The organism is Pseudomonas sp. SB113 (assembly GCF_040754745.1).
GTDB lineage: Bacteria > Pseudomonadota > Gammaproteobacteria > Pseudomonadales > Pseudomonadaceae > Aquipseudomonas > Aquipseudomonas grimontii.
Genome location: NZ_JBFMHW010000005.1, coordinates 181,339 through 201,622 on the forward strand (window position 1 = coordinate 181,339; position 20,284 = coordinate 201,622).

Sequence of the window (20,284 nt, forward strand, 5' to 3'; positions counted from 1 at the left end):
CCTGTCCCGGCGGTGCCTAGCATGGAAAACCCGAGCCTGTATCTCGGGTTGTTTCCATCCACCGGCACGACAGGAACACCTCATGACCTCTTCAACTTCCACCGCCCAGGAGCAACCCCGCAGCAGCGACCCGACACGGGAGCTGATCGCTCAATTCTATGAGGGACCGTCCTTCAGAGAAGCCGCCAGCGAGCTGTTGCGCCAGGCGCTGAACGAGCAATATCCGACCCTGAGCATCGACCCTGACAGCACCCTGATGGGCACCCCCACCTGGACGCTCCGCGACGATGAAATCGTTGCCGGGCCGCCCGAGTATCACGCGCTCAGCGACCTGCTGGCTCGCCAGGCGGTACTGGCAGTACCTGCACTGTGCATCGAAGGCGAACACTTTCTCACGCGGCAACCGCTCACCGAGCCCCCTGTGCATTTGCCTGTGCGCATGACTGACATTGCAAAAATCCTCAACACCCGAGCCCCGGTGATGCTGAGCGCCTTTCAGGCGCGCCTGGTCGACTTCTGGAACGAGAGCAACGCCAAAGGCCCGCGCTGGCAGGAGCTGTCCAACACCCTGCGTAATGGTTGGGATGCCCAAGACGTCGAGGCATGGGATGAAACCGACCACGCCATGGCCCGCAGACTGTTTCACTTCCCCGACCGTGCCACCCGACAAATCGAAGATCCCTATGCGAGCAAAGCCTGCCTCATCCAAATCGAACAGACAGGCAACCGCTTTAAACCGCTGAAGATCGCGGTGCTGTCGGGCCAGCACCAGGGACGCACGCACATCCTCAGTTACTCACTGCTTAAGGGTTACGAGAAGTTCGACTCTCTGGAGCTCTTGGGCGAATCGCTGTCGGACCACCTTGGGCCACCGACAAACCGCGCTTCGCTCAACTGGCGTTTATTCGAGCCCGAAGGCAATTTTTTTGATCATCTGGCCTGCGTATTCATTGCCCAGCAGGTTGACGCTGTCGGCGCCATGGATTTTTCGGACTTGCGCCAGAGCAGCCCTGACACGATCAATAACGCCTTGAACTCGAGCCCGGGGCCGGATGACACCTCCGCGTCAAAAGGGCCGGGCCTTGAGTGGTACCGCGATGCCTTGCCCGACTGGCTGCGCACCGCCTCCACCAGTGACCTGAACAACTACGCCCGCCACCTGAAGGATCTTGCCGCTCTCAACAGCGCGAGTGCCGGAGCGTCCTACCTGGACGATATCCCGAGCATCGAGCAGTACGCTTTGGACCAGATCAAGGACCAGATCCTCCTGGAGCATCCAGATGCCCAGCATCTGGCTTTTGCAAAAATCCGCGTGCAGGTCAAAAGCCTGGTGACTTGGGGCTCCTTCACCGTGCCGGGGGCCTACGACACCGCCACCTTCACATTCGTGGAGCTGGCCCTGCAAAACCTGATCGCGCTGCCCTTGGGCAACAAAACGATTCAATGGGATAACGCTGCAACGTTGCCCGCCTGGATGACGGTCGACTACGCGGAGCAAATCATCCAGCAGGTCAATATCGGCGAGACGTACCCCGAGCTGATCAAGACCAAGTTACTGGATATCCGCCAGGAGTCTGCCCGCCGCAAGAATCTATACACCCAACATATGCGCGTCCAGCTACCCATGATGGCGCTGCAGAGCAAGCTTCAGCAGCGGGACGGGATCAATGAGCAGGGGTACCGCTACATTACCGCGCTGATGGAAATCGATGCCCACGCGCGCAAAGTGGATGGCCAAGCCATTGTCATGCGTCAACTGGCCTTTGCGCCCACACGCCGCCGGGATGCAAGCTACGACGTGGTGGCAAACATGTACGTGATTGGCCCGCAGGATCTCGCTGCCGGCCCCTGCCTGCTCTACCGCCCGTTGTTCAACCCGCCGCTGGTTCAATACGCCTCGCCCGCCAACCTGATCTATGCCGCGGCGCAATCGCCGGAACTGCGCAACTCGGTACTGGCCTGGCTGCCCGATGAGGTACGCGAGGATTACGCCAACTACGTTTTCCCAGGCGACATGCCCTCACCCTGGGCCGTCGCTGACTATCTGGTGGAGCCCGATAAGATGTGGACCCTGAGCGGCCCTATGGCGCTGGCCACACCGGTGCTGAACGATGACCTGCTTGACACGCTGTTCACTGCCAATGCCCAGGCATTGATCACCCTGGCTGATCGCGAGTCGGTGTCCAACGCCGAAAGCCGCTGGGCAACCCTCAAAAGGGCCGGCTGGAGCCTGCTCAATGCCGTGCTGCCCTTCCTCAGTCCGACGCTGGGCACCGCCGCGTGGATCTGGCAAATCGTTGATCAACTGCAACAGTTCGTCGACGCCGAACAGCAGCAGGACAAACCTGCGCAATGGGCGGCGCTCACCGACGTCCTGCTCAACCTCGGCCTGGCGATCACGCTGCATATCGCCACACGCCATCCACCCACCAGCAAAACCCACGCTGATGCGCACAAACCGGAACAGCCGGTTAAAAAGATGATGGTCAAGCAGCTCGCCACCGCCCCATCACTCGACCTGTCTGCCGACCACATTTCTTCAATGAACATCAGTGGCGCCGTCAACCGCCTGCCCGAACAACTGGACACCGTACTGGACAGTTTCAACGTGCAGGCGCCTGAGAACCTGGGCGATGCCATCACCGAAACCGGCACCTACCAGCACCTCTACCGTTCGGGACAGAAGTACTACGTACCCGTCGGCACACGCTGGTTCGAGGTATCGGCGCAGCCGGACGAGCCGGCGGTCATCATAGATCCGGTCCGACCAGAACGCAGCGGCCCGACGCTGCTCCACAATGCTGCAGGCCAATGGTTTATCGATACCCGGCTGCGCCTGCGGGGCGGTGGCCCCAAGCGCGCAATCAGGCGGGCCAGCCTTCAGGCCACGGAGAAAGCCACGCAGATGCGCGACAAACTGCAAGCGTTCGAGAAAACCAAAAAGTCTCTATCGCTTGAGTTGCAACAAGCCCACACCGAGATGACCGACGCGCCCGGTACCTCTGCCGACGCCAAGCGCCAGCTCTATCTGCAAAAGCTCCACACCCAGCGTTCGGACTATGAAACGGCGCTGCAAGACCTCAAGCAACTGAATGTCTTTGACCCCTTCCCGGACTATCGGCCCAGGGCCATGGCCTATTTGAACGCGCAACTGGATTTATCCGAAGCCGGTATCAGCGAGGCCCAGCGCACCTTCACGCCGGTCTTTCGCAAGGTACTGGATCAAATCGAACAGCAGGCCCGGGCTCCTCAGGAGCGCCATATCGAAGGGGCGCGACAGCTGACCGACATGAACCAGGACATGATCGAACGCCTGGATTACGTGCAATCGCGCTTCGAGCATTTGCGCCAATTGCCATCGGAAGGCTTGCGCCAGATCCAGGAGCGGAAAAAGCGCTTACCCCTCTACACCAGCGATGACCTCCGGGCCTTGCAGGTGACCCTGTCACGTAACCTGTGCCTGACCGAGGCCTCGCTCGTCGATGCGCCTGAGGCTTGGGCGGCCCTGGACAAGATCGTCAACACCGCCGACATCGCGGTGCAGGCCGTACGGGACACCTTGTATGAACGCAGCGAAGCCCGCCTGGATGAACGTATCGAAGCGCTGGCCAGCTTGATCGAGCAATTTACGGTCATCAATGAGCGTCTGGAGGACCTGCCGCAAGACTTTGCCGACGCCATCATCCCCGAACAGCTGGAAACCCTGCGCAAGAAAATGCGCAACTATGCCAAGGACACCCAGGCGCAACTGGCGCAGTTGCATCTGGACCGCGACGCCCTCAGAAACCGCCCCACACCGCCACCCACACCGCCCACCGCCAAGAAGAAATTCATCCACACCCGCTATAACGGCATGTTGATTGGCGAGCCGCGATTGAACTCCGTCGGGCTTGAAACCGACCTGGTGGACATCAAGTCGCCCATCACGCAACAAGTCATCGCGACCTACCATCAAAAGGATCAGGGCTTGTGGGTCCAGCGCATTACCACGCCGCCGGAATCGCCACCCGCGGCGCCGGATATCCAGGTCTCCCTCGATAAGGCCCAGGCTTTTCTCGACGGCCTGAAGGCGTTCAAGGATCGCGCCGACGAGCAAGCGAAAAAGCCTACACGTACCGCCATCGGCGTCGAGTATCTGTATCACCAGCATGCGCTGTTGCTGGAAGAGACCGATCAAGCCATTGAACATGCCTTGTCACAGCCGCGCATCACCGTCGACCAGCAACGTTCCGCGGCCATCCTCAGTCGAAAACTCAAGGAGACCACGGCCGAACTGTATCAAGAGGCCACCCGGCACATGCTGCGAATGATCAAGGAGCAGCCACCCACCATCACCGCTGTGGAATGGCTCCAGCAGCGCCGCGAGATAACCCTCAAGAAAACCGTTAATCGACGTCGGATCAAGAGCATCAATTCCGACTATCTGGATGAGTACACCATCACCGACCGCGTCACCCATGACGTCCTCTGGTATGCCCACTTTCACTATTCCACGTCCTGGACGCCGGCCAAGGCGTTTATTTCCGCACGCTTGAAAACGCCCGCACAGCGCAACCTGGGCGTGGATGCGGAGCCCCTCAACGGGCTGGACTCACAGCAACGACTTGATTACTACCGTAGCGAAATCAACCTGCAACAGGCCCGGCGGCTGTTTTTCAACCTCTGATCGGCCGGTGCCCACGGCATGGGAATTGCTCTGTCCAGGCAACCATTGCAGGGATTGGCCCCATGCTGCACTCGCACCTGACTACCCTTAACGCCGTCTCGTTGGTGCTCGAGGCCTTCAGCACCCAAGGCGTAAGCCCCGAGGTGCTGCTGGCCGGCAGCGGCATTGCGGGTGCAGACCTGCACCAGCCCGATACACGCATCACCACTCGCCAGGAAATGCAGGTCTGCGCCAATGCCGTGGCCCTGCGCCAGGACATTGGCCTGGAATTGGGGCAGCGCATGCATGTGTCGGCCTACGGCATGCTGGGTTATGCACTGCTCACCAGTGCCACCTTCGGTGACGCTTTACGCCTGGCCCTGCGCTACCCGGCGCTGCTGGGAACACTTTTCGAGTTGAGCCTTGAGGACGACGGCCAGCAGGTCTGGTTCACCGCCTGTGATTACCGCGAAGACCCGGCCCTGGCCGCATTCAATATCGAGTTGTGCCTGGTATCGCTCAAAGTCATCTGCGACGACCTGCTCGGTCGCCCATTGCCGCTGCTGGGGGCGCGCTTCGATTACCCTGCGCCGGCCTACAGGGCGCGTTATGGCGAACGCTTCGCCTGTCCGTTGCAGTTCCAGGCCGGCAGCAACGCCTTTGCCTTCGACCGTCAGTGGCTCGACCAACCGTTGCCCCTGGCCGATGCCATCACCCATCGCGCCATGGCCGAGCGCTGCCGCAAGCAAAACACCGAGTTCACCGGGCGCCAGGCGTGGCTGGGCCGGGTGCGTCACCTGCTGACCACGCAACTGCACGCCGCGCCGGGGCTGGACAGGCTGGCCGAGCAATTGAACTGCTCGCCGCGCACCTTGCGCCGCCACTTGCATGGCCTGGGCAGCAGCTACCAGGAACTGCTTGATGAGCTGCGCTTCGAACAGGCCAAGCAGTGGCTGGCCGACGACGTGATGCCCATCCACCGTATTGCCGAGCAACTGGGTTTCAGTGAAACCGCGAGTTTCCGGCATGCCTTCGTGCGCTGGAGCGGCGTTGCGCCGAGTCAGTTCCGACCATAAGCCCCGACGGCCGGGCGAATAATGGACAGCGCAGTTGGCCGTATTTATCCCCTTTTGGCCGCTCCTGCCGTTCTCTTGCCGCGCCGGTGAGGCAACACTGCAAGGCACCGCCCAATGCCTGAGAGAACAACAATATGCTGACGATCTACTCGGACGATCATCACCTGCACCACGGCCGTTGCGAATTGATGGACGGGCAATTGATGCCCTGTTTCGAAATGCCCTCCCGCGCCGACCACGTGTTGCAGCGGGTAAAGGACCGCGAACTGGGGCCCGTGCGCGCACCTCATGACTTCGGCCTGGCGCCCTTGGCACGCGTTCACTCCCAGGCCTACCTGGACTTCTTCAAAGGCGCCTGGGAACGCTGGACCGTCTTCGGCCAGGAGGGCGACCTGCTGCCCTACACCTGGCCCGCCCGTACCTTGCGCCAGGTATTGCCCACCAGCCTGCATGGCCAACTCGGTTACTACAGCTTCGACGGCGGCGCGCCCATCACCGCCGGGACCTGGCAGGCGGCCTACAGCGCCGCCCAGGTGGCACTGACCGCGCAGCAGGCGATCCAGACCGGTGCGCCAGCGGCGTTTGCCCTGTGCCGTCCGCCGGGACACCACGCCGCCAGCGACCTGATGGGCGGTTATTGCTACCTCAACAATGCGGCCATCGCCGCCCAGGCCTTTCTCGATCAGGGCCATGAAAAGGTCGCGATCCTCGACGTCGACTACCACCACGGCAACGGCACCCAATCGATTTTCTACGAGCGCAGCGACGTGTTGTTCACCTCGATTCATGGCCACCCGGAGGCGGAGTTTCCGTTTTTCCTCGGCTATGCCGACGAGTTGGGAGAAGGCGCCGGAGAAGGCTTCAACTTCAATTACCCGTTGCCGGCGGGCTCCGGCTGGGAATCCTGGAGCGCGGCGCTGGACCAGGCCTGTAGGGAAATCGAGCGCTACGGCGCCGACATCCTCGTCGTGTCGCTCGGTGTGGACACGTTCAAGGACGACCCCATCTCGCAGTTCAAACTCGACAGCCCGGATTACCTGGCGATGGGCGCACGCATCGCCCGCCTGGGCCGGCCAACGCTGTTCGTGATGGAAGGCGGTTACGCGGTGGAAGAAATCGGCATCAATGCCGTCAACGTTCTCGAAGGTTTTGAGGAAGCAGCCCAATGAACATGCTCAAGTCACTTGCCCTCTGCGCAGCCGTCCTCAGCGGCGCGGCCCACGCCGAAGAAAAAACCCTGCGGGTCTACAACTGGTTCGACTACATCACCCCCAAGGCCCTGGAAGACTTCAAGGCGCAGAACCCCTCGATCAAGCTGATCTACGACATCTTCGACACCAACGAAGCCCTGGAGGCCAAGCTGCTGACCGGCAACTCCGGCTATGACGTGGTGGTGCCGTCCAACGTGTTCCTGGCCAAGCAGATCGAGGCGGGCGTGTTCCAGCCCCTGGACCGCAGCCAGTTGCCCAACTGGAACCACCTTGATCCCAAGCTGATGAAGCTGATCGAGGCCAACGACCCCGGCAATAAATTCGCCGTGCCTTACATGTACGGCACCATCCTCATCGGCTTCAACCCCGACAAGGTCAAGGCTGCGCTGGGCGCCAACGCGCCGGTGAACAGCTGGGACCTGATCTTCAAGGAAGAGAACATCAGCAAGCTCAAGCAATGCGGTGTCGCGTTGCTCGACTCGCCCTCGGAAATCCTGCCCCTGGCCCTGCAACACCTGGGCCTGGACCCCAACAGCAACAACCCCAAGGATTATGAAAAGGCCGAAGCGCTGCTGCTCAAGATCCGTCCCTACATCACCTACTTTCACTCCTCCAAGTACATGGCCGACATCGCCAATGGCGACATCTGTGTAGCCGTAGGCTATTCCGGCAGCTTCTCCCAGGCCGCCAACCGCGCCAAGGACGCCAAGAATGGCGTGACCGTGGACATGCGCCTGCCCAAGGAAGGCGCGCCGATCTGGTTCGATATGCTCGCCATTCCCAAAGGCGCGAAGAACCCACAGGACGCCTACACCTTCATCAACTACCTGCTGCAACCCCAGGTGATCGCACCGATCAGCGATTTCGTCGGCTACCCCAACCCGAACAAGGACGCCACCGAACAGGTCGACCCGGCGATTCGCAACAACCCCAACCTGTATCCGACCGAAGCGGCGATGGCAACGCTCTACACCTTGAAACCGCTGGACAGCAAAGCCGAGCGCGCCCGAACCCGGGCCTGGACCAAAATCAAGTCAGGCACCTGAGCACACCTGCGCATACCCGCTCCCGGCTGCGGAGCGGGTATGTCACCCGTCGCAAGTATCTACCGCCTTCCCCGCGCCAACAGCCCTTACCTTGGCACCCTTTACGCCGTTCGGCCCAGGCCGGATCGCGACCAAGGAATTGCCAATGCCCACTGACTCACCCCACTCGCCTGCTCTGGCCAATAACCGCCCGCCCAGCACTTATGAGCTGCTCACTCAACTGACCACAGGCCCCTCCACGCGCGAAGTCGCTACGGCGATCCTGCGCTCGGTGCTCAAAGAGCAGTACCCGACACTGAATATCGATCCGGACCTGGCAATGGTGGTCACTCCGCGCCGCGTCGTCACCGCAGACAGCGTGCAAGCGATTCAGCCCTACGCCGAATCACTGACGAGCGTCTTGGCCCGTCAGACGCTGGCGGTCAAACCGGTGGTCTACCTCGACGGTGAACACTTTCTCAGTCTGCAGCCGGACGCCCAACCCGCTGTGCATTTACCGGTGAAAATCGATGGTATCGCCCGCCTGATCAATGAACTGGCAGGCCTGCTGTTCACCGCGTTCCAGGAGGAGCAACTGAACTACTGGAACACCTCCAGCAACAACAACGGCCCTCGCTGGCAGGCGCTCTCCCACTCGTTGCGTAAAGTGTGGAACCTCACGACGAAGGATGATTGGGACGCGCACGATTGCAGCATGGCCAGGAACTTGTTTCATTTTCCGGACAAGACCGAACGCCAGGCACAAGACCTCTACAAGAGCCGGGCTTACCTGATCGGCATCGAGCTGCGCCAGGGCGACCAGCCCGCCCACAGCAGCATGACCGGCATGGCGGTACTGATCGGCGAGCACGACCGACGCTCGCTGATCCTCACGCACTCGGTGGTGAACGGTTACGAGAAGTTCGATTCGCTGGAGCAATTGGGCGAACAACTACCGGCCTGGCTGAATCTGCAACAATCCGACATGACCTTGCAGTGGCGGTTGTACGAACCGAGCGGCAACTTTTTCGATCATCAGGCCTGCACACTGATCGAGTTGCAGATAGAAGCCATCGATGACCTCGGCATGATGGACGCTGGCAGGCCATCCGAAACCAGCCTGCCCCGTCCCACCATGACCCGCATAATACCGGGCATTGAAGAATTGAATGACGACACGCTGTCCAGTATCCGCCAGATACATAGCCAGTTGCCCGATTGGATGGCCGGCGCGTCCGACCGCGACGTGTCCTTGTACAGCCGCTACGTAATTGACCTGGCCGAACTGCAAACGCAAAACCACGGCCGCACGTTCGGTGACGATATTCCCCCCATACGCGACTATTCCCGCGAACAACTGCGCGCGCGGATCCCGGCCGAAAAAAAGGGCTTTCACTTGAATCTGGACAAGGTCGAGATCAGCATCGAAAGCCCGGTGGTCTGGGGCACCTTCGTGTTTCCCGTCGCCAACGACATTACCCGCCGCAGCCTGATAGACCTGGCGCTGGACAACTTGACCGGCCTGCCGACCGGCCAGGCGAGCGTGCACTACAACGGCGGTCCGGCTCCGCAATGGCTGTCCTTCAACTACCTCAAGGGCATCATCGAGGCGCTGGACATTGGCGAGCACTATCCGGCGCTGATCAAACAGAAACTGCTGACGGACCCCATACAGTCCAAGACACGACAAATGCTCTACGCCAATCAGCTACGGGGGCAGTTACCGTTGATGGCCTTGCAGTTGAAGATCCAGCACAAAAACGGCTTCGACGACCTCGGTTACCGCTATGTCGCCGCCGTCATGCAATACCACCCCCATGATCGCCAAGTGGACGGGCAGGAAATCAACATTCGTCCATTGGCCTTCGTCCCGACCTTGCGCACCACGCCAGGGCAGGATGTGGTGACCAACATGTTCGTCATTGGTCCCAAGGATCACAGGGCCGGACCCTGCGTACTGTATCGGCCGTTGCTCGAACCGACACTGACCCAGTATGCCTCACGACAAAACCTGATCTATGCCATCAAGCACCAGCCCGAGCTGCGTGAGTCGGTGCTTGCGTGGCTGCCTGAGCAAGCGCGTTTCAACTACGCGCAGTACGTGTTCCCGGGCAAACTGCCCTCGCCGTGGACAGTCGCACAGGCGCTGGTCGAGCCAGAGACGCTGGTGCAAATGAGCGGCCCCCTGGCCTTGAGCGATGAAGCACTGGGCAATGACATCCTGGCGGCGCTGTTCATGGCGAACGCCAACGCCATGGTCGAATTGGCGACGCGCCAGTCGGTATCCAACGCGCAAAAACGCTGGGACACCTTGCGCCAGGCCGGCTGGCGGATCTTCAACGCAGCCTTGCCGTTTTTCGGGCGCACAGTGGGTATGGCCGCCTGGATCTGGCAGATCATGGACGATTTGCAGGAGGTCACAGAGGATGCGCAAACCGACTACCAAGCGACGTCCTGGGCGGCGGAAGCCGATCTGCTGCTCAACCTGGGCATGGCGCTGGTGCTGCATGTCGCGCTGCGTCATCCGCCCACAGACGTCCAGCGTTCAAAACCCAGCGCCGAGCACCCGCCCGTGTTGACCGATGAGCCTGAAAAACCGCCACGCCCAAGGCCGACCATCACCGTCAACCGCCAGCCGGATCTACCTGGCGGCGAGCGTGCGCCCACAGGCGCGGGCCGACTGAATATCAGCGGCGCGATAAACCGCACTCCCAGTAGCCTTGCGGCGACCCTGGACAGTTTCAATATCGACAAACCTGCCGGGCTGGGTGCGCAAACCAAAACACCCGGGGCCCACTTGCACCTGTATCCACTGACGGGCAAGTGGTACGCGCCCGTGGCGCAACGGTGGTTTGAAGTGCGACTGGATGACAACGACGCCGTGGTGATCGTCGACCCGCTCAACCCCTCACGCACCGGGCCGTTGCTGCTGAGCAACCTGGCCGGCCAATGGTTTGTCGACGTGCGCCTGCGCTTGCGCGGCGGCGGCTTCAGGAATCGGCGGCGGGCAGCTCAGGCCCAAACACCTTCACGTATCCAAACGTTGAGAAACCAGATCACGCAATTCAACACCGCCGAGAATCGCCAGCAGCAGAGCATGCACGACGCCTACGTCGCCCTGGGCACCGACGCAGCCCCCTCTACCGAAGAACGCCGCCAAGCCTATGGCGGCCAGGTCGATAACCGGCTGGCGGAGTACGAAGTACCGATCCGACAGCTCAGGGCTCTGGAGATTATCGACACCGTGCCCGACTATCAGCGCGAGATGATCAGCTACTTGAACAAGCAAATCCTGCTGACCCGCTCGGTCATCGACAACCGCCTGCCATCGTTTCGCAGCTTGCTGACGACCACCTTGGAGAGCCTTGAGCAGCCGGCCTTGGACGACCCACAAGCCCAGGCTGCCAGCGCCCTCGTCATGTCTAACATGACGCTGGAACTGATTCAGCGCCTGGAATACGTGGACTCCCGCTTCAAAGAACTGGAAGGCCTGGGGCCGGAGGGGGCCGCTGTCATCCAGGCCACAATGAGGCTTTTACCGGGCATTACACTTCCCGACCTCAAGGCCTATCGCATCAGCCTGGCGCGCTATCTGTGTGTCACGCCGGGAAGCGACGAGGCCTTTACCAATGCCCGCAGCCAGTTAAATGAGATAGTCGAAGGGGTCGACGTTCACCTGCAAAGCTTGCTGGACATCCTTGGCACCAAAGCCGACAGCACGCTGGATGAGCGTATCGACGCCCTCAACAGTCTGCTTGAGCAATTTGCCATTAGCGACCAACGTATGCTCGACCTGCACGCCGAGCAGCCGCAGCAGGTCATGCGCGAACCCCTGGAGAGCCTGCGCCAGCAAGTCGATGAGTTCAGCCAGCGTGCAGCCCATAACCTGGCGCAGCTGTTAAAAGAAAGAAAAGCCCTGGAGCCTAAACCGAGTAGCTCGAAAACAGCACAAACACCCAGACGGAAAATCATCAAGACCCGCTTCAACAGTGTGGTGGTGGGCGAGCCCCGGCAAACTGACAGCACGCTGGTGGATGTCAAGGAACCCTTGACCGGCCGAGTAATCGCCACGTTCCACGAAAAGACGCCGGGGGTCTGGGTCGAACGCCAGCGCTCCGAAACCCGGGCACCACAGTCCGCCGACCTCGAGACCAGCATCACCGCCGGCCGGAACGTGCTCAGAGAAGAACCGGCCGCCACCCTGCGCACCCTGGGCCACTCCAGAAAACCCGGACGCATTCCGGTGGAAATCGAAGAGATGTTCCACCAGTACGCCGCGCGCCTGGAGCGCGCCGTGGTCACCATTGAAGCGGCCCTGACCCGCCTCAACCTCACGGAAAGTGACCGTCCTTCGGCCGCCACTCTCAATCGACAACTCAGCGTAGCCGCAGAAAGGCTCTATGAATTGGGCACGCAAACACGGGTAGGCATGACCAAACAACAGGTGCCGACCGCCGCCCGCGTGGAGTGGCTGCACGGCCTGGGCCAGGTGAAAATCACCAAGGTAGTGAGCCGCCGTCGTCTCAAGGGACCGGGGAAAAACTACTTGGATGAATACGAGGTGCGCGATCACCAGACTCATCAGGTGTTGTGGTACGCCCACTTTCACTACAGTTCGCCAGAAGCGGCAGTCGAGGACTATGTGGCCGGGCACCTGAAGACGCGCGACCAACAGAAGCTCGGGAGCCTTTTTCGGCACACGAGCTTGAGCGAGCGGGAGGAAATCGCGATTTATCGCAGTGAAATCAGCCTGCCATTGGCGAGGAAACTATTTTTTGCGCACTGATTCTCAGCCGGTCCGCCAGGCCTGACGCAAGCGCGCCAGCGCCAGGGCGATTGCCGGCTCGGGCACCGCGGCAAACCCCAGCACCAGGCCGGCGCGCTGATCCGCCGGCTGGGTGGATTGGGCCAGCCAGTAACTGCTCAAACCATTGACCTCGACATCCACGGCGCGGGCCTGTTCAAGCAGTTGCTGCTCGCGGGCCAGGCTGTTCACACGCACCGTCAGATGCAGCCCCGCCGCGACGCTCGGCAACTCACCAACCCCCGGCAGCCCGCTCGGCCAACCGGCCAACAAGGCGTTGCGCCGGCTCAACGCCGCTCGCCGCATACGGCGGATATGCCGCTGGAAGTGCCCGTTCGCCATGAATTCGGCCATGACCGCCTGGGTACTGACTTCCGAGTGGCGCATGTCCACCGCACGACGCCGAGAAAAGGCGTCCACCAGGCCCATCGGCAATACCAGATAGCCCAGGCGCAAGGCCGGGAACGCCACTTTGCCGAAGGTACCGACATAGAGCACGCGCCCACTGCGGTCCAGTGCGGCCAGGGGCGCCAGCGGTGCGCCGCTGTAGCGGTACTCACCGTCGTAGTCGTCCTCAACAATCCAGCCACCGGTGCGCTCGGCCCAGGCCAGCAGTTCCAGGCGCCGCGCCAGGCTCATCACCACGCCCAGCGGGTATTGATGCGAGGGTGTGACGTAAGCCAGGCGGCAATCTTTCAGGCTATTCAGGGTTTGGCAATCAATGCCTTCGCTGTCCACCGGCACGCCATGCAGACGCCCGCCGGCCAAGGCGAATGCGTGACCGGCGGCGCGATAGCCCGGGTTTTCCACCGCCACGCCGTCGTCGGGCTCCACCAGCAGCTGTGCACAAAGGCTGATTGCCTGCTGTGCGCCACTGGTGATCACTATTTGTTCAGCCGAGCATTGCATGCCGCGCGAACTGCGCAGGTAAGCCGCGATCAGCCCACGCAGGCGCGCGTCCCCTGCCGGGTCGCCGTAGCACAACTGTTCCAGGTCGGGTTTGCGCCAGAACGCCCCATTCAGCTTGGCCCACACCTCAAACGGGAATAGATCGAAGGCGGGCACCCCGACGCGAAACGCCTTGGGCGGACCAGTCGGCGGTTGAGGTAAATGGTTGTTTTCCAGACGGTCCAGGGCCGGCCTGTGGATAACTTCGTCATCGAGATCCAAGGGCAAATTCGCCCATTTTGTGGATAAGGCTGGGGATAAGCCTGTTGGTAACCCTGTGGATAGTTTTGTGGATAGTTTTTTCGGGGTGGGCAGTTGGGCGACATAAGTACCATCGCCCACCCGGCCTTCAATAAACCCCTCGGCGTATAGCTGATCGTAGGCGCGCACCACGCTGTTGCGGGAAATCGACAGGGCCGCCGCCAAGTCACGGCTGGCGGGCAATCGCGTGCCGCTGACCAGGCGGCCATCCAGCACTCGCTGGCGTAAGGCTTCATAGAGTTGGCGTGTCAGGCCCTGGCGCCGATCCAACTCAATACCGGCAGGGTTGAACGACAGCGGCGGCTCTATGGAAGGCATCGAATTGGACCTATTAAATTGACGATAGATGGCTCTTACAACGAACCATTAGCCTGCCTAGGATGCAGGCATTCGCCAAGGAAAATATTCATGTACACACCCCGCGCCTTTGCCCTCGAAGATTTGCCCGAACTCCATCAACTGATCCAGCACACACGCCTGGCGCAGTTGGTGACCGTTGGCGAGCAAGGCCTGCAAGCCAGCCACTTGCCGCTGCTGCTTAACCCCGATGAAGGCCCCAATGGCACGCTGCACGGGCACCTGGCCAAGGCCAATCCGCAGTGGAAAGACCTGCAAAACGGCAGCGAAGCCCTGGTGATCTTTGCCGGCGCCGAGGCTTACATCAGCCCGGCGTTTTACCCGGCCAAGGCCGAGCACGGCAAAGTCGTGCCCACCTGGAACTACCTGGCGGTGCATGCCTACGGCAAGGCCGAGGTGTTTACCGATGCCGAGCGCTTGCTCGGCGTGGTCAGCGCCCTCACCGACCGCCACGAGGGCAACCGCGCCCAACCGTGGAAAGTCAGCGACGCCCCGGCCGATTACATTGACGGCATGCTCAAGGCGATCGTCGGCTTCAGCCTGCCGATCGAGCGCCTGATCGGTAAACGCAAGCTCAGCCAGAACCGCAGCCCGGCGGACATCGCCGGCGTACGCGAGGGCCTGGCCGCCAGCCTGGACGTGCGCGACCAGACCCTCGCGCGCTTTATTTCCCAAGGAGTTTCAGAATGAGCCAGATCGACATCCGCCGGGTCACCGCTGCCGACCACGCCGCCTGGCTGCCGCTGTGGCAGGCGTACTTGAAGTTCTACAACACCGAACTGCCGGACGCGGTCAGCCAAAGCACCTGGCAGCGCCTGATCGATCCCCAGGAGCCGACCCATTCCGCGCTGGCCTGGCAGGACGGCAAGGCGGTGGGCATGGTCAACTTCATCTACCACCGTTCCAACTGGAGCATCGAGAACTCATGCTACCTGCAAGACCTGCTGGTGGACCCGGCCCAGCGCGGCACCGGCGTCGGCCGTAAACTGATCGAGTTCGTCTACGCCACCGCCAAGGCCGACGGCTGCTGCAAAGTCCACTGGCTGACCCACGAGACCAATGCCACCGCGATCCAACTCTACGAGCGCATCGCCGAACGCCCTGGCTTCATTCAATTTCGCAAAGGTCTCTAAGGAGCGCAGCATGTCCACTTCCCTCGCCGACTGGAAAGGCGCCCCTGCGCCCACCGCGCAACTGCTCGAAGGGCGCTTTATCCGCCTGGAAAAACTCGACCCGGCCCGCCACGCCGACCAACTGTGGCAAGCCCTCGAAGGCCCCGGCGCCGACCCCAAGTTGTGGGACTACCTGCCTTACGGCCCGTTTTCCGAGCGCAGCGCTTTCGATGCCTGGCTGAACAACCATGCGGCGAATAGCGACCCGTATTTCTTCAGCGTGGTCGACCGTGCGACCGGCCAGGTGCAGGGCATCCTAAGCCTGATGTCCATCGTTCCGGCCCAGGGCCGTATCGAAATCGGCCATGTCACCTTCGGCGCACCGATGCAGCGCTCACCCAAAAGCACCGAGGCGGTGTACCTCTTGGCCAAATACGCGTTCGAGCAGGGCTACCGCCGCCTGGAATGGAAGTGCAACAACGGCAATGCCCGCTCCAAATATGCGGCCGAGCGGTTGGGGTTCAGTTTTGAAGGGGTGTTCCGCCAGCACATGGTGGTGAAGGGGCAGAACCGCGATACGGCGTGGTATTCGATTTTGGATTCGGAATGGCCGACGGTGGGTGCGGGGTTTGAGGCGTGGTTGTCGGAGGCGAACCTGGCAGGTTCCGGGCAGTTGAAGGGCCTGGCGGAGTGTCGCCGCCAGGCGCTTTAAGCCTTAGCCCAGCTTCTGGGCCAGCACCGCAATGTGCTCCGGCCCGATCCCGCAGCACCCGCCCAAGTGGCTGGCACCGCGTTTTTTCCAGTCTGCGGCCCACTGCAGGTAGCCCGGTGGGTCGAGATCTTCGCGCAGGGGGTCCAGGCCATCGTTGGCCGTGGCTTCCTTGGGCTGTGGTGGGAAGGCATTGGCATAGGCGCCGATCTGAATCTGCACGCCCAGCCGCTCGAAGGTCTGGCGTGCGGCATCGATCGCCGCGCCGATCACTTCCGGTTGGCTGCAATTGAACAGCAACACCTGCACACCCAGCTGCGCTGCCGCTTCGGCCGCGTCCGCCACCGGCTCGCCGGAACGCAGGCGCGGTACTTCGTCGGTGTCTTCATCTTTCAAGGTAAACGACAGCCAGAACGGCTTGCCATCCTTCGGCAGGCCCGCATGAATCGCCCGCGCTTCGACGATTGAGCTCTGGGTTTCCGCCAGCCACAGGTCGACATGCGGTGCCAGGCCCTGCACCAGTGGCGTCAGCAACTCAGACACGCGCTGCGGCTCGAACAGGTCGGGGCGATACGAACCAAACAGCGGCGGCAGCGAGCCGGCCACACGCACGGCTTTGCCCGAAGCCTCCACCGCTCTCCTCGCCAACTCACCCGCCAACGCCGCCAGGGCCTGGCCTTCGGCAGCAAACCGCGCCTCACCGATATGAAACGGCACCACCGCATAGCTGTTGCTGGTAATCACGTTGGCGCCGCTGTCGATATAGGCCGCATGCACTGCCTCCACTGCTTGCGGTGCTTCGCTCAATGCCAGCGCCGACCACTCCGGCTGCCGGAAGGGCGCACCGCGTCGTTGCAGTTCACGGCCCATGCCGCCGTCCAGAATTACTGTGCTTACTGCGCCCATATGCTTTTTACTCATAAGCTTATGAAAATAACTCACTATGAGAGTCGTTCTTATAACTATTTAATACGTACAATTCGGTTCATAACAACCTCTTTTTATTCAGGTGCCTCTTTGAAACTTAAACCGCTACTGGCCTTGGGCCTGACGATACTGGCTGCCTCCACCCAAGCCTTTGGCGGCGCGACCCTGGACCGGGTTGAGAAGAAAAAAGAACTGGTGGGTGTGCTGATGGAAAGCTACCCGCCGTTCTCGTTCCTCAACGATCAAAACCAACTCGACGGCTTCGATGTCGACGTGGCCAAGGCCGTCGCGCAAAAGCTCGGTGTGAAACTGCGCCTGGAAACGCCGTCGTGGGACGTGATCGCTGCTGGCCGCTGGAGCGGCCGTTATGACATCTGCATCTGCTCGATGACCCCAAGCAAGGCTCGCGCCGAGGTGTTTGATTTCCCGGTGGAGTACTACGCCTCCCCTGCCGTGATCGTGGTCAATGCCAAAGATGATCGCATCCACGGCGCCAAGGACCTGAGCGGCAAAAAAGTCGGTCTCACCAGTGCCTCCAGCTACGAAAGCTACCTCAACAAGAACCTGGTGATCGAAGGCGCCGAGGACACCCAGCTGCAATACCCGTTCGAGGACGTGCAGATTGCCCCGTACGACACCGATAACGTCGCTTTCCAGGACCTCGGCCTGGGCGCCGGTGTGCGCCTGGATGCGATCCTGACCAACCTGGTCACCGCCCAGCCGCGCTTGAATCAGGACAAGCGCTTCAAGCTGGCCGGCGAAGCGCTGTATGCCGAACCCAACTCGGTGGCCATCGAAAAAGGCGACGCCCAGTGGGACGCCAAGGTGCGTGAGGTATTTGCCCAGTTGAAACAGGACGGCACCCTGAGCAAACTGTCGCAAAAATGGATCGGTGCCGATATCAGCCAATGAGTGTTCCCCCAAAACCTGCGCGCGCCCTGCTGGGCTTTCGCACGCGGCTTTACCTGACCTGGGCGGCGCTGTTCGCCCTGTTTGCCAGTTTCTTCCTGAGCTTTGACCTGAAGTTCTCGATCATCCTCGACAAACTGCCCAACCTGGTCGGCCTGCACCTGGCACCCAATGGCTTTCTGCAAGGCGCAGCGCTGACGCTGTTCCTGTGCCTGTGTTCGATTGCCGCGTCGTCGGTGCTGGGCTTTATCACCGCGCTCGGGCGCTTGTCCAAAAGCGCCGTGGCCTTTGGCATCGCGAGCTTTTACGCGTCGTTCTTTCGTGGCACGCCGTTGCTGATCCAGATCCTGCTGATCTATCTGGGGCTGCCGCAATTGGGCCTGGTGCCGGGTGCCATCGTCGCCGGAATCATCGCGTTGTCGCTGAACTATGGGGCTTACCTGAGCGAAATCTTCCGCGCCGGCATCCTTGGCGTCCCTCACGGGCAACGGGAAGCCGCGCTGGCCCTGGGCATGCGCGACAGTGTGATCTTCTGGCACGTCACCCTGCCCCAGGCCATGCGTACGATTATTCCGCCGGCCACCAACCAGTTCATCTCCATGCTCAAGGACTCGTCGCTGATCTCGGTGATGGGCGTGTGGGAAGTGATGTTCCTGGCGCAATCCTACGGCCGCTCGAGCTATCGCTACATCGAGATGCTCACCACGGCCGCGATCATTTACTGGGTCATGTCCCTCGGGCTGGAACTGATTCAGGCGCGAATGGAGCGTCACTATGGCAAGGGCTATGTCAGGCGCGGGTGAAGGCCGGCAAAAATGACACCCACCATCAGCCTGATCGTGCAGCGTTTTTTATCGCTGCAGACTAGAGACCTCTCCCGCAAACCATCGGCACCTGATCTGACAGTTATTACTTCGACACCTCGCTAAATTCCCCGACCTCATACATAAGAGGTCGGGATCGCATGTCCTTCACGCCGCAACAACTTGTACTTGCCATCACCCTTGCGCTGGGCGCCACCAGCCTTCAACTCGCACAGGCACAGCCCTCCCCCGCGCTGCCCGAACCTTCCATCGACTTCGCCTTCACCGGGCAAGCGACCAGCCGTAACGGCCTCCGGGCAGCACAGGTACTGGATTCCGCAGTAGATGCTCTGCTGAAGTCGGATGAACTCAGCGACTGGGACAGATATGAAATAGGTCAAATCGGCGACTACCTCCACAGCCTTGAGCCTGGCCGGGTAGGTGCGGTTCTGGAGCAACTGGCCGGTAGCCAGAATGCCAACCTGGGTACGGCCACCCAAAAAAGCATGGAGCAGATAAGCAACGGCTTGCTGTCAGTCATGCGCGAACAGGCCAAAGGCTCCGTCGAAGACAGCACACGCGTTTGGGCCATGGGTATGAACAATGGCGGTCGCCTGGCCGGTCAGCAAGGCAGCGCGGGTTTGCAACGAGACACCCGCGGAGTGTTGTTCGGGGCCGACTGGGCAGCGGGGCCTGAATGGCGAATAGGCCTGATGGGCGGGAAATCCGACAGCACTTTCGACGCCAAACGCTTCCACGCCGAACTGGACAGCTGGCATCTGGGCAGTTACGCCGTGCGCCAGGACGGCCCCCTGGCCCTCCGCCTCGGGGCGATCTACAGCAGCCATGACGGTCAGAACAAGCGCAACATCGACATTGACTTCTTCGACTATCGAGAGCAACTCAAGGGCAAGTACAACGCCCAAAGCCAGTCCGCCTTCGCCGAGCTGGGCTATCAGGTGAGCAAGGGTGACCTCACTGCCGAGCCGTTCGCAGGTGTCGGCTACCAGCGCTATCACCGTGACAGCTTCAAGGAAAACGGTGGCCTGGCGGCCCTGAACGTCGGCGAGCAAACCCAGAAAAACCTCAGCAGTACCTTCGGCGTTCGACTGGCCAGCCTTCACCGACTGGATAACCAGATGAGCCTCAAGCCCTACCTGGCCACCAGCTGGAAGCACCTGTACGGCAATGTCGACAGCAAGGTTCGGCAGTCTTCCAGACTGGTGGACAAAAAAGACTTCAACAGCGACTTCACCATCGAAGGCACCGCTCTGGACCGCGATAGCCTGGCCCTGCAAGCGGGCGTTGACTGGGGTCTGTCGGCGCAACAGACGATCAGCCTTGCGTACACCTCGGACATAGGCAGCGACAGTCGCAACCACGGTGTAATGGGCCAGTGGCAGATGGGGTTTTAATACCAGCACCTTGAGGAAACCTCACGGGCCTGAGTGCCAAATCCCAGGCAAAAAAAAGGGGGCACATGCCCCCCCGAGGTTT

The 20,284-nt window shown here is 61.2% G+C and carries 13 protein-coding genes; 11 read left to right on the forward strand and 2 right to left on the reverse strand.

What is annotated here, in order from left to right; genetic code table 11:
• Positions 1 to 82 precede the first annotated feature (82 nt).
• The 5 genes from AB1462_RS09005 (at position 83) to AB1462_RS09025 (ending at position 12,743) form a co-directional block, all read left to right on the forward strand.
• Positions 83 to 4,666, forward strand: a complete 4,584-nt coding sequence (locus tag AB1462_RS09005) for a hypothetical protein (RefSeq protein ID WP_367246597.1) — start codon at positions 83 to 85, stop codon at positions 4,664 to 4,666.
• A gap of 62 nt (positions 4,667 to 4,728) precedes the next feature.
• Positions 4,729 to 5,721 (forward strand): AraC family transcriptional regulator, encoded by a 993-nt coding sequence (locus tag AB1462_RS09010; RefSeq protein ID WP_090401385.1) that lies wholly within the window; start codon positions 4,729 to 4,731, stop codon positions 5,719 to 5,721.
• Positions 5,722 to 5,855: 134 nt separating this feature from the next.
• Positions 5,856 to 6,890 carry a histone deacetylase family protein gene (locus tag AB1462_RS09015; protein ID WP_259191564.1) on the forward strand — a complete coding sequence of 345 codons (1,035 nt, stop codon included), beginning with the start codon at positions 5,856 to 5,858 and terminating at the stop codon, positions 6,888 to 6,890.
• On the forward strand, positions 6,887 to 7,978 hold the full coding sequence (locus AB1462_RS09020) for a polyamine ABC transporter substrate-binding protein (RefSeq protein ID WP_259191563.1): 1,092 nt from the start codon (positions 6,887 to 6,889) through the stop codon (positions 7,976 to 7,978). The genes AB1462_RS09015 and AB1462_RS09020 overlap by 4 nt, the downstream gene beginning before the upstream one ends.
• Positions 7,979 to 8,123: 145 nt before the next feature.
• Positions 8,124 to 12,743, forward strand: a complete 4,620-nt coding sequence (locus AB1462_RS09025) for a DUF6543 domain-containing protein (protein ID WP_367246598.1) — start codon at positions 8,124 to 8,126, stop codon at positions 12,741 to 12,743.
• 3 nt (positions 12,744 to 12,746) lie between these two features.
• Here the strand turns inward: AB1462_RS09025 and AB1462_RS09030 are convergent, their stop codons facing one another.
• Positions 12,747 to 14,288 carry a PLP-dependent aminotransferase family protein gene (locus tag AB1462_RS09030; protein WP_367246599.1) on the reverse strand — a complete coding sequence of 514 codons (1,542 nt, stop codon included), beginning with the start codon at positions 14,286 to 14,288 and terminating at the stop codon, positions 12,747 to 12,749.
• A gap of 90 nt (positions 14,289 to 14,378) precedes the next feature.
• Between AB1462_RS09030 and AB1462_RS09035 the strand changes: the two genes are divergently transcribed.
• From AB1462_RS09035 to AB1462_RS09045, 3 genes are read left to right on the forward strand one after another with little or no spacing between them, the layout of a single operon-like run.
• Entirely contained in the window at positions 14,379 to 15,017 is a 639-nt protein-coding gene (locus AB1462_RS09035) for an FMN-binding negative transcriptional regulator (protein WP_090401380.1), read from the forward strand.
• The gene (locus AB1462_RS09040; RefSeq protein ID WP_090401379.1) at positions 15,014 to 15,460 is read left to right on the forward strand and encodes a GNAT family N-acetyltransferase; all 447 of its coding nucleotides are present in this window, start codon (positions 15,014 to 15,016) and stop codon (positions 15,458 to 15,460) included. The genes AB1462_RS09035 and AB1462_RS09040 overlap by 4 nt, the downstream gene beginning before the upstream one ends.
• 10 nt (positions 15,461 to 15,470) lie before the next feature.
• Positions 15,471 to 16,151 carry a GNAT family protein gene (locus tag AB1462_RS09045; protein WP_315335393.1) on the forward strand — a complete coding sequence of 227 codons (681 nt, stop codon included), beginning with the start codon at positions 15,471 to 15,473 and terminating at the stop codon, positions 16,149 to 16,151.
• Between the two features lie 3 nt (positions 16,152 to 16,154).
• Here the strand turns inward: AB1462_RS09045 and AB1462_RS09050 are convergent, their stop codons facing one another.
• Positions 16,155 to 17,054: a homocysteine S-methyltransferase family protein gene (locus tag AB1462_RS09050; protein WP_259191555.1), complete on the reverse strand. Its 900-nt coding sequence runs from the start codon at positions 17,052 to 17,054 to the stop codon at positions 16,155 to 16,157.
• 111 nt (positions 17,055 to 17,165) lie between these two features.
• On the opposite strand from AB1462_RS09050, the gene AB1462_RS09055 reads away from it, so the two are divergent.
• From AB1462_RS09055 to AB1462_RS09065, 3 genes are all read left to right on the forward strand, one after another.
• Positions 17,166 to 17,987 carry an ABC transporter substrate-binding protein gene (locus tag AB1462_RS09055; RefSeq protein ID WP_090401373.1) on the forward strand — a complete coding sequence of 274 codons (822 nt, stop codon included), beginning with the start codon at positions 17,166 to 17,168 and terminating at the stop codon, positions 17,985 to 17,987.
• Positions 17,988 to 18,016: 29 nt separating this feature from the next.
• The gene (locus AB1462_RS09060) at positions 18,017 to 18,787 is read left to right on the forward strand and encodes an amino acid ABC transporter permease (protein ID WP_090409830.1); all 771 of its coding nucleotides are present in this window, start codon (positions 18,017 to 18,019) and stop codon (positions 18,785 to 18,787) included.
• Positions 18,788 to 18,948: 161 nt separating this feature from the next.
• Entirely contained in the window at positions 18,949 to 20,202 is a 1,254-nt protein-coding gene (locus tag AB1462_RS09065; RefSeq protein ID WP_367246600.1) for an autotransporter domain-containing protein, read from the forward strand.
• Positions 20,203 to 20,284: the final 82 nt, after the last annotated feature.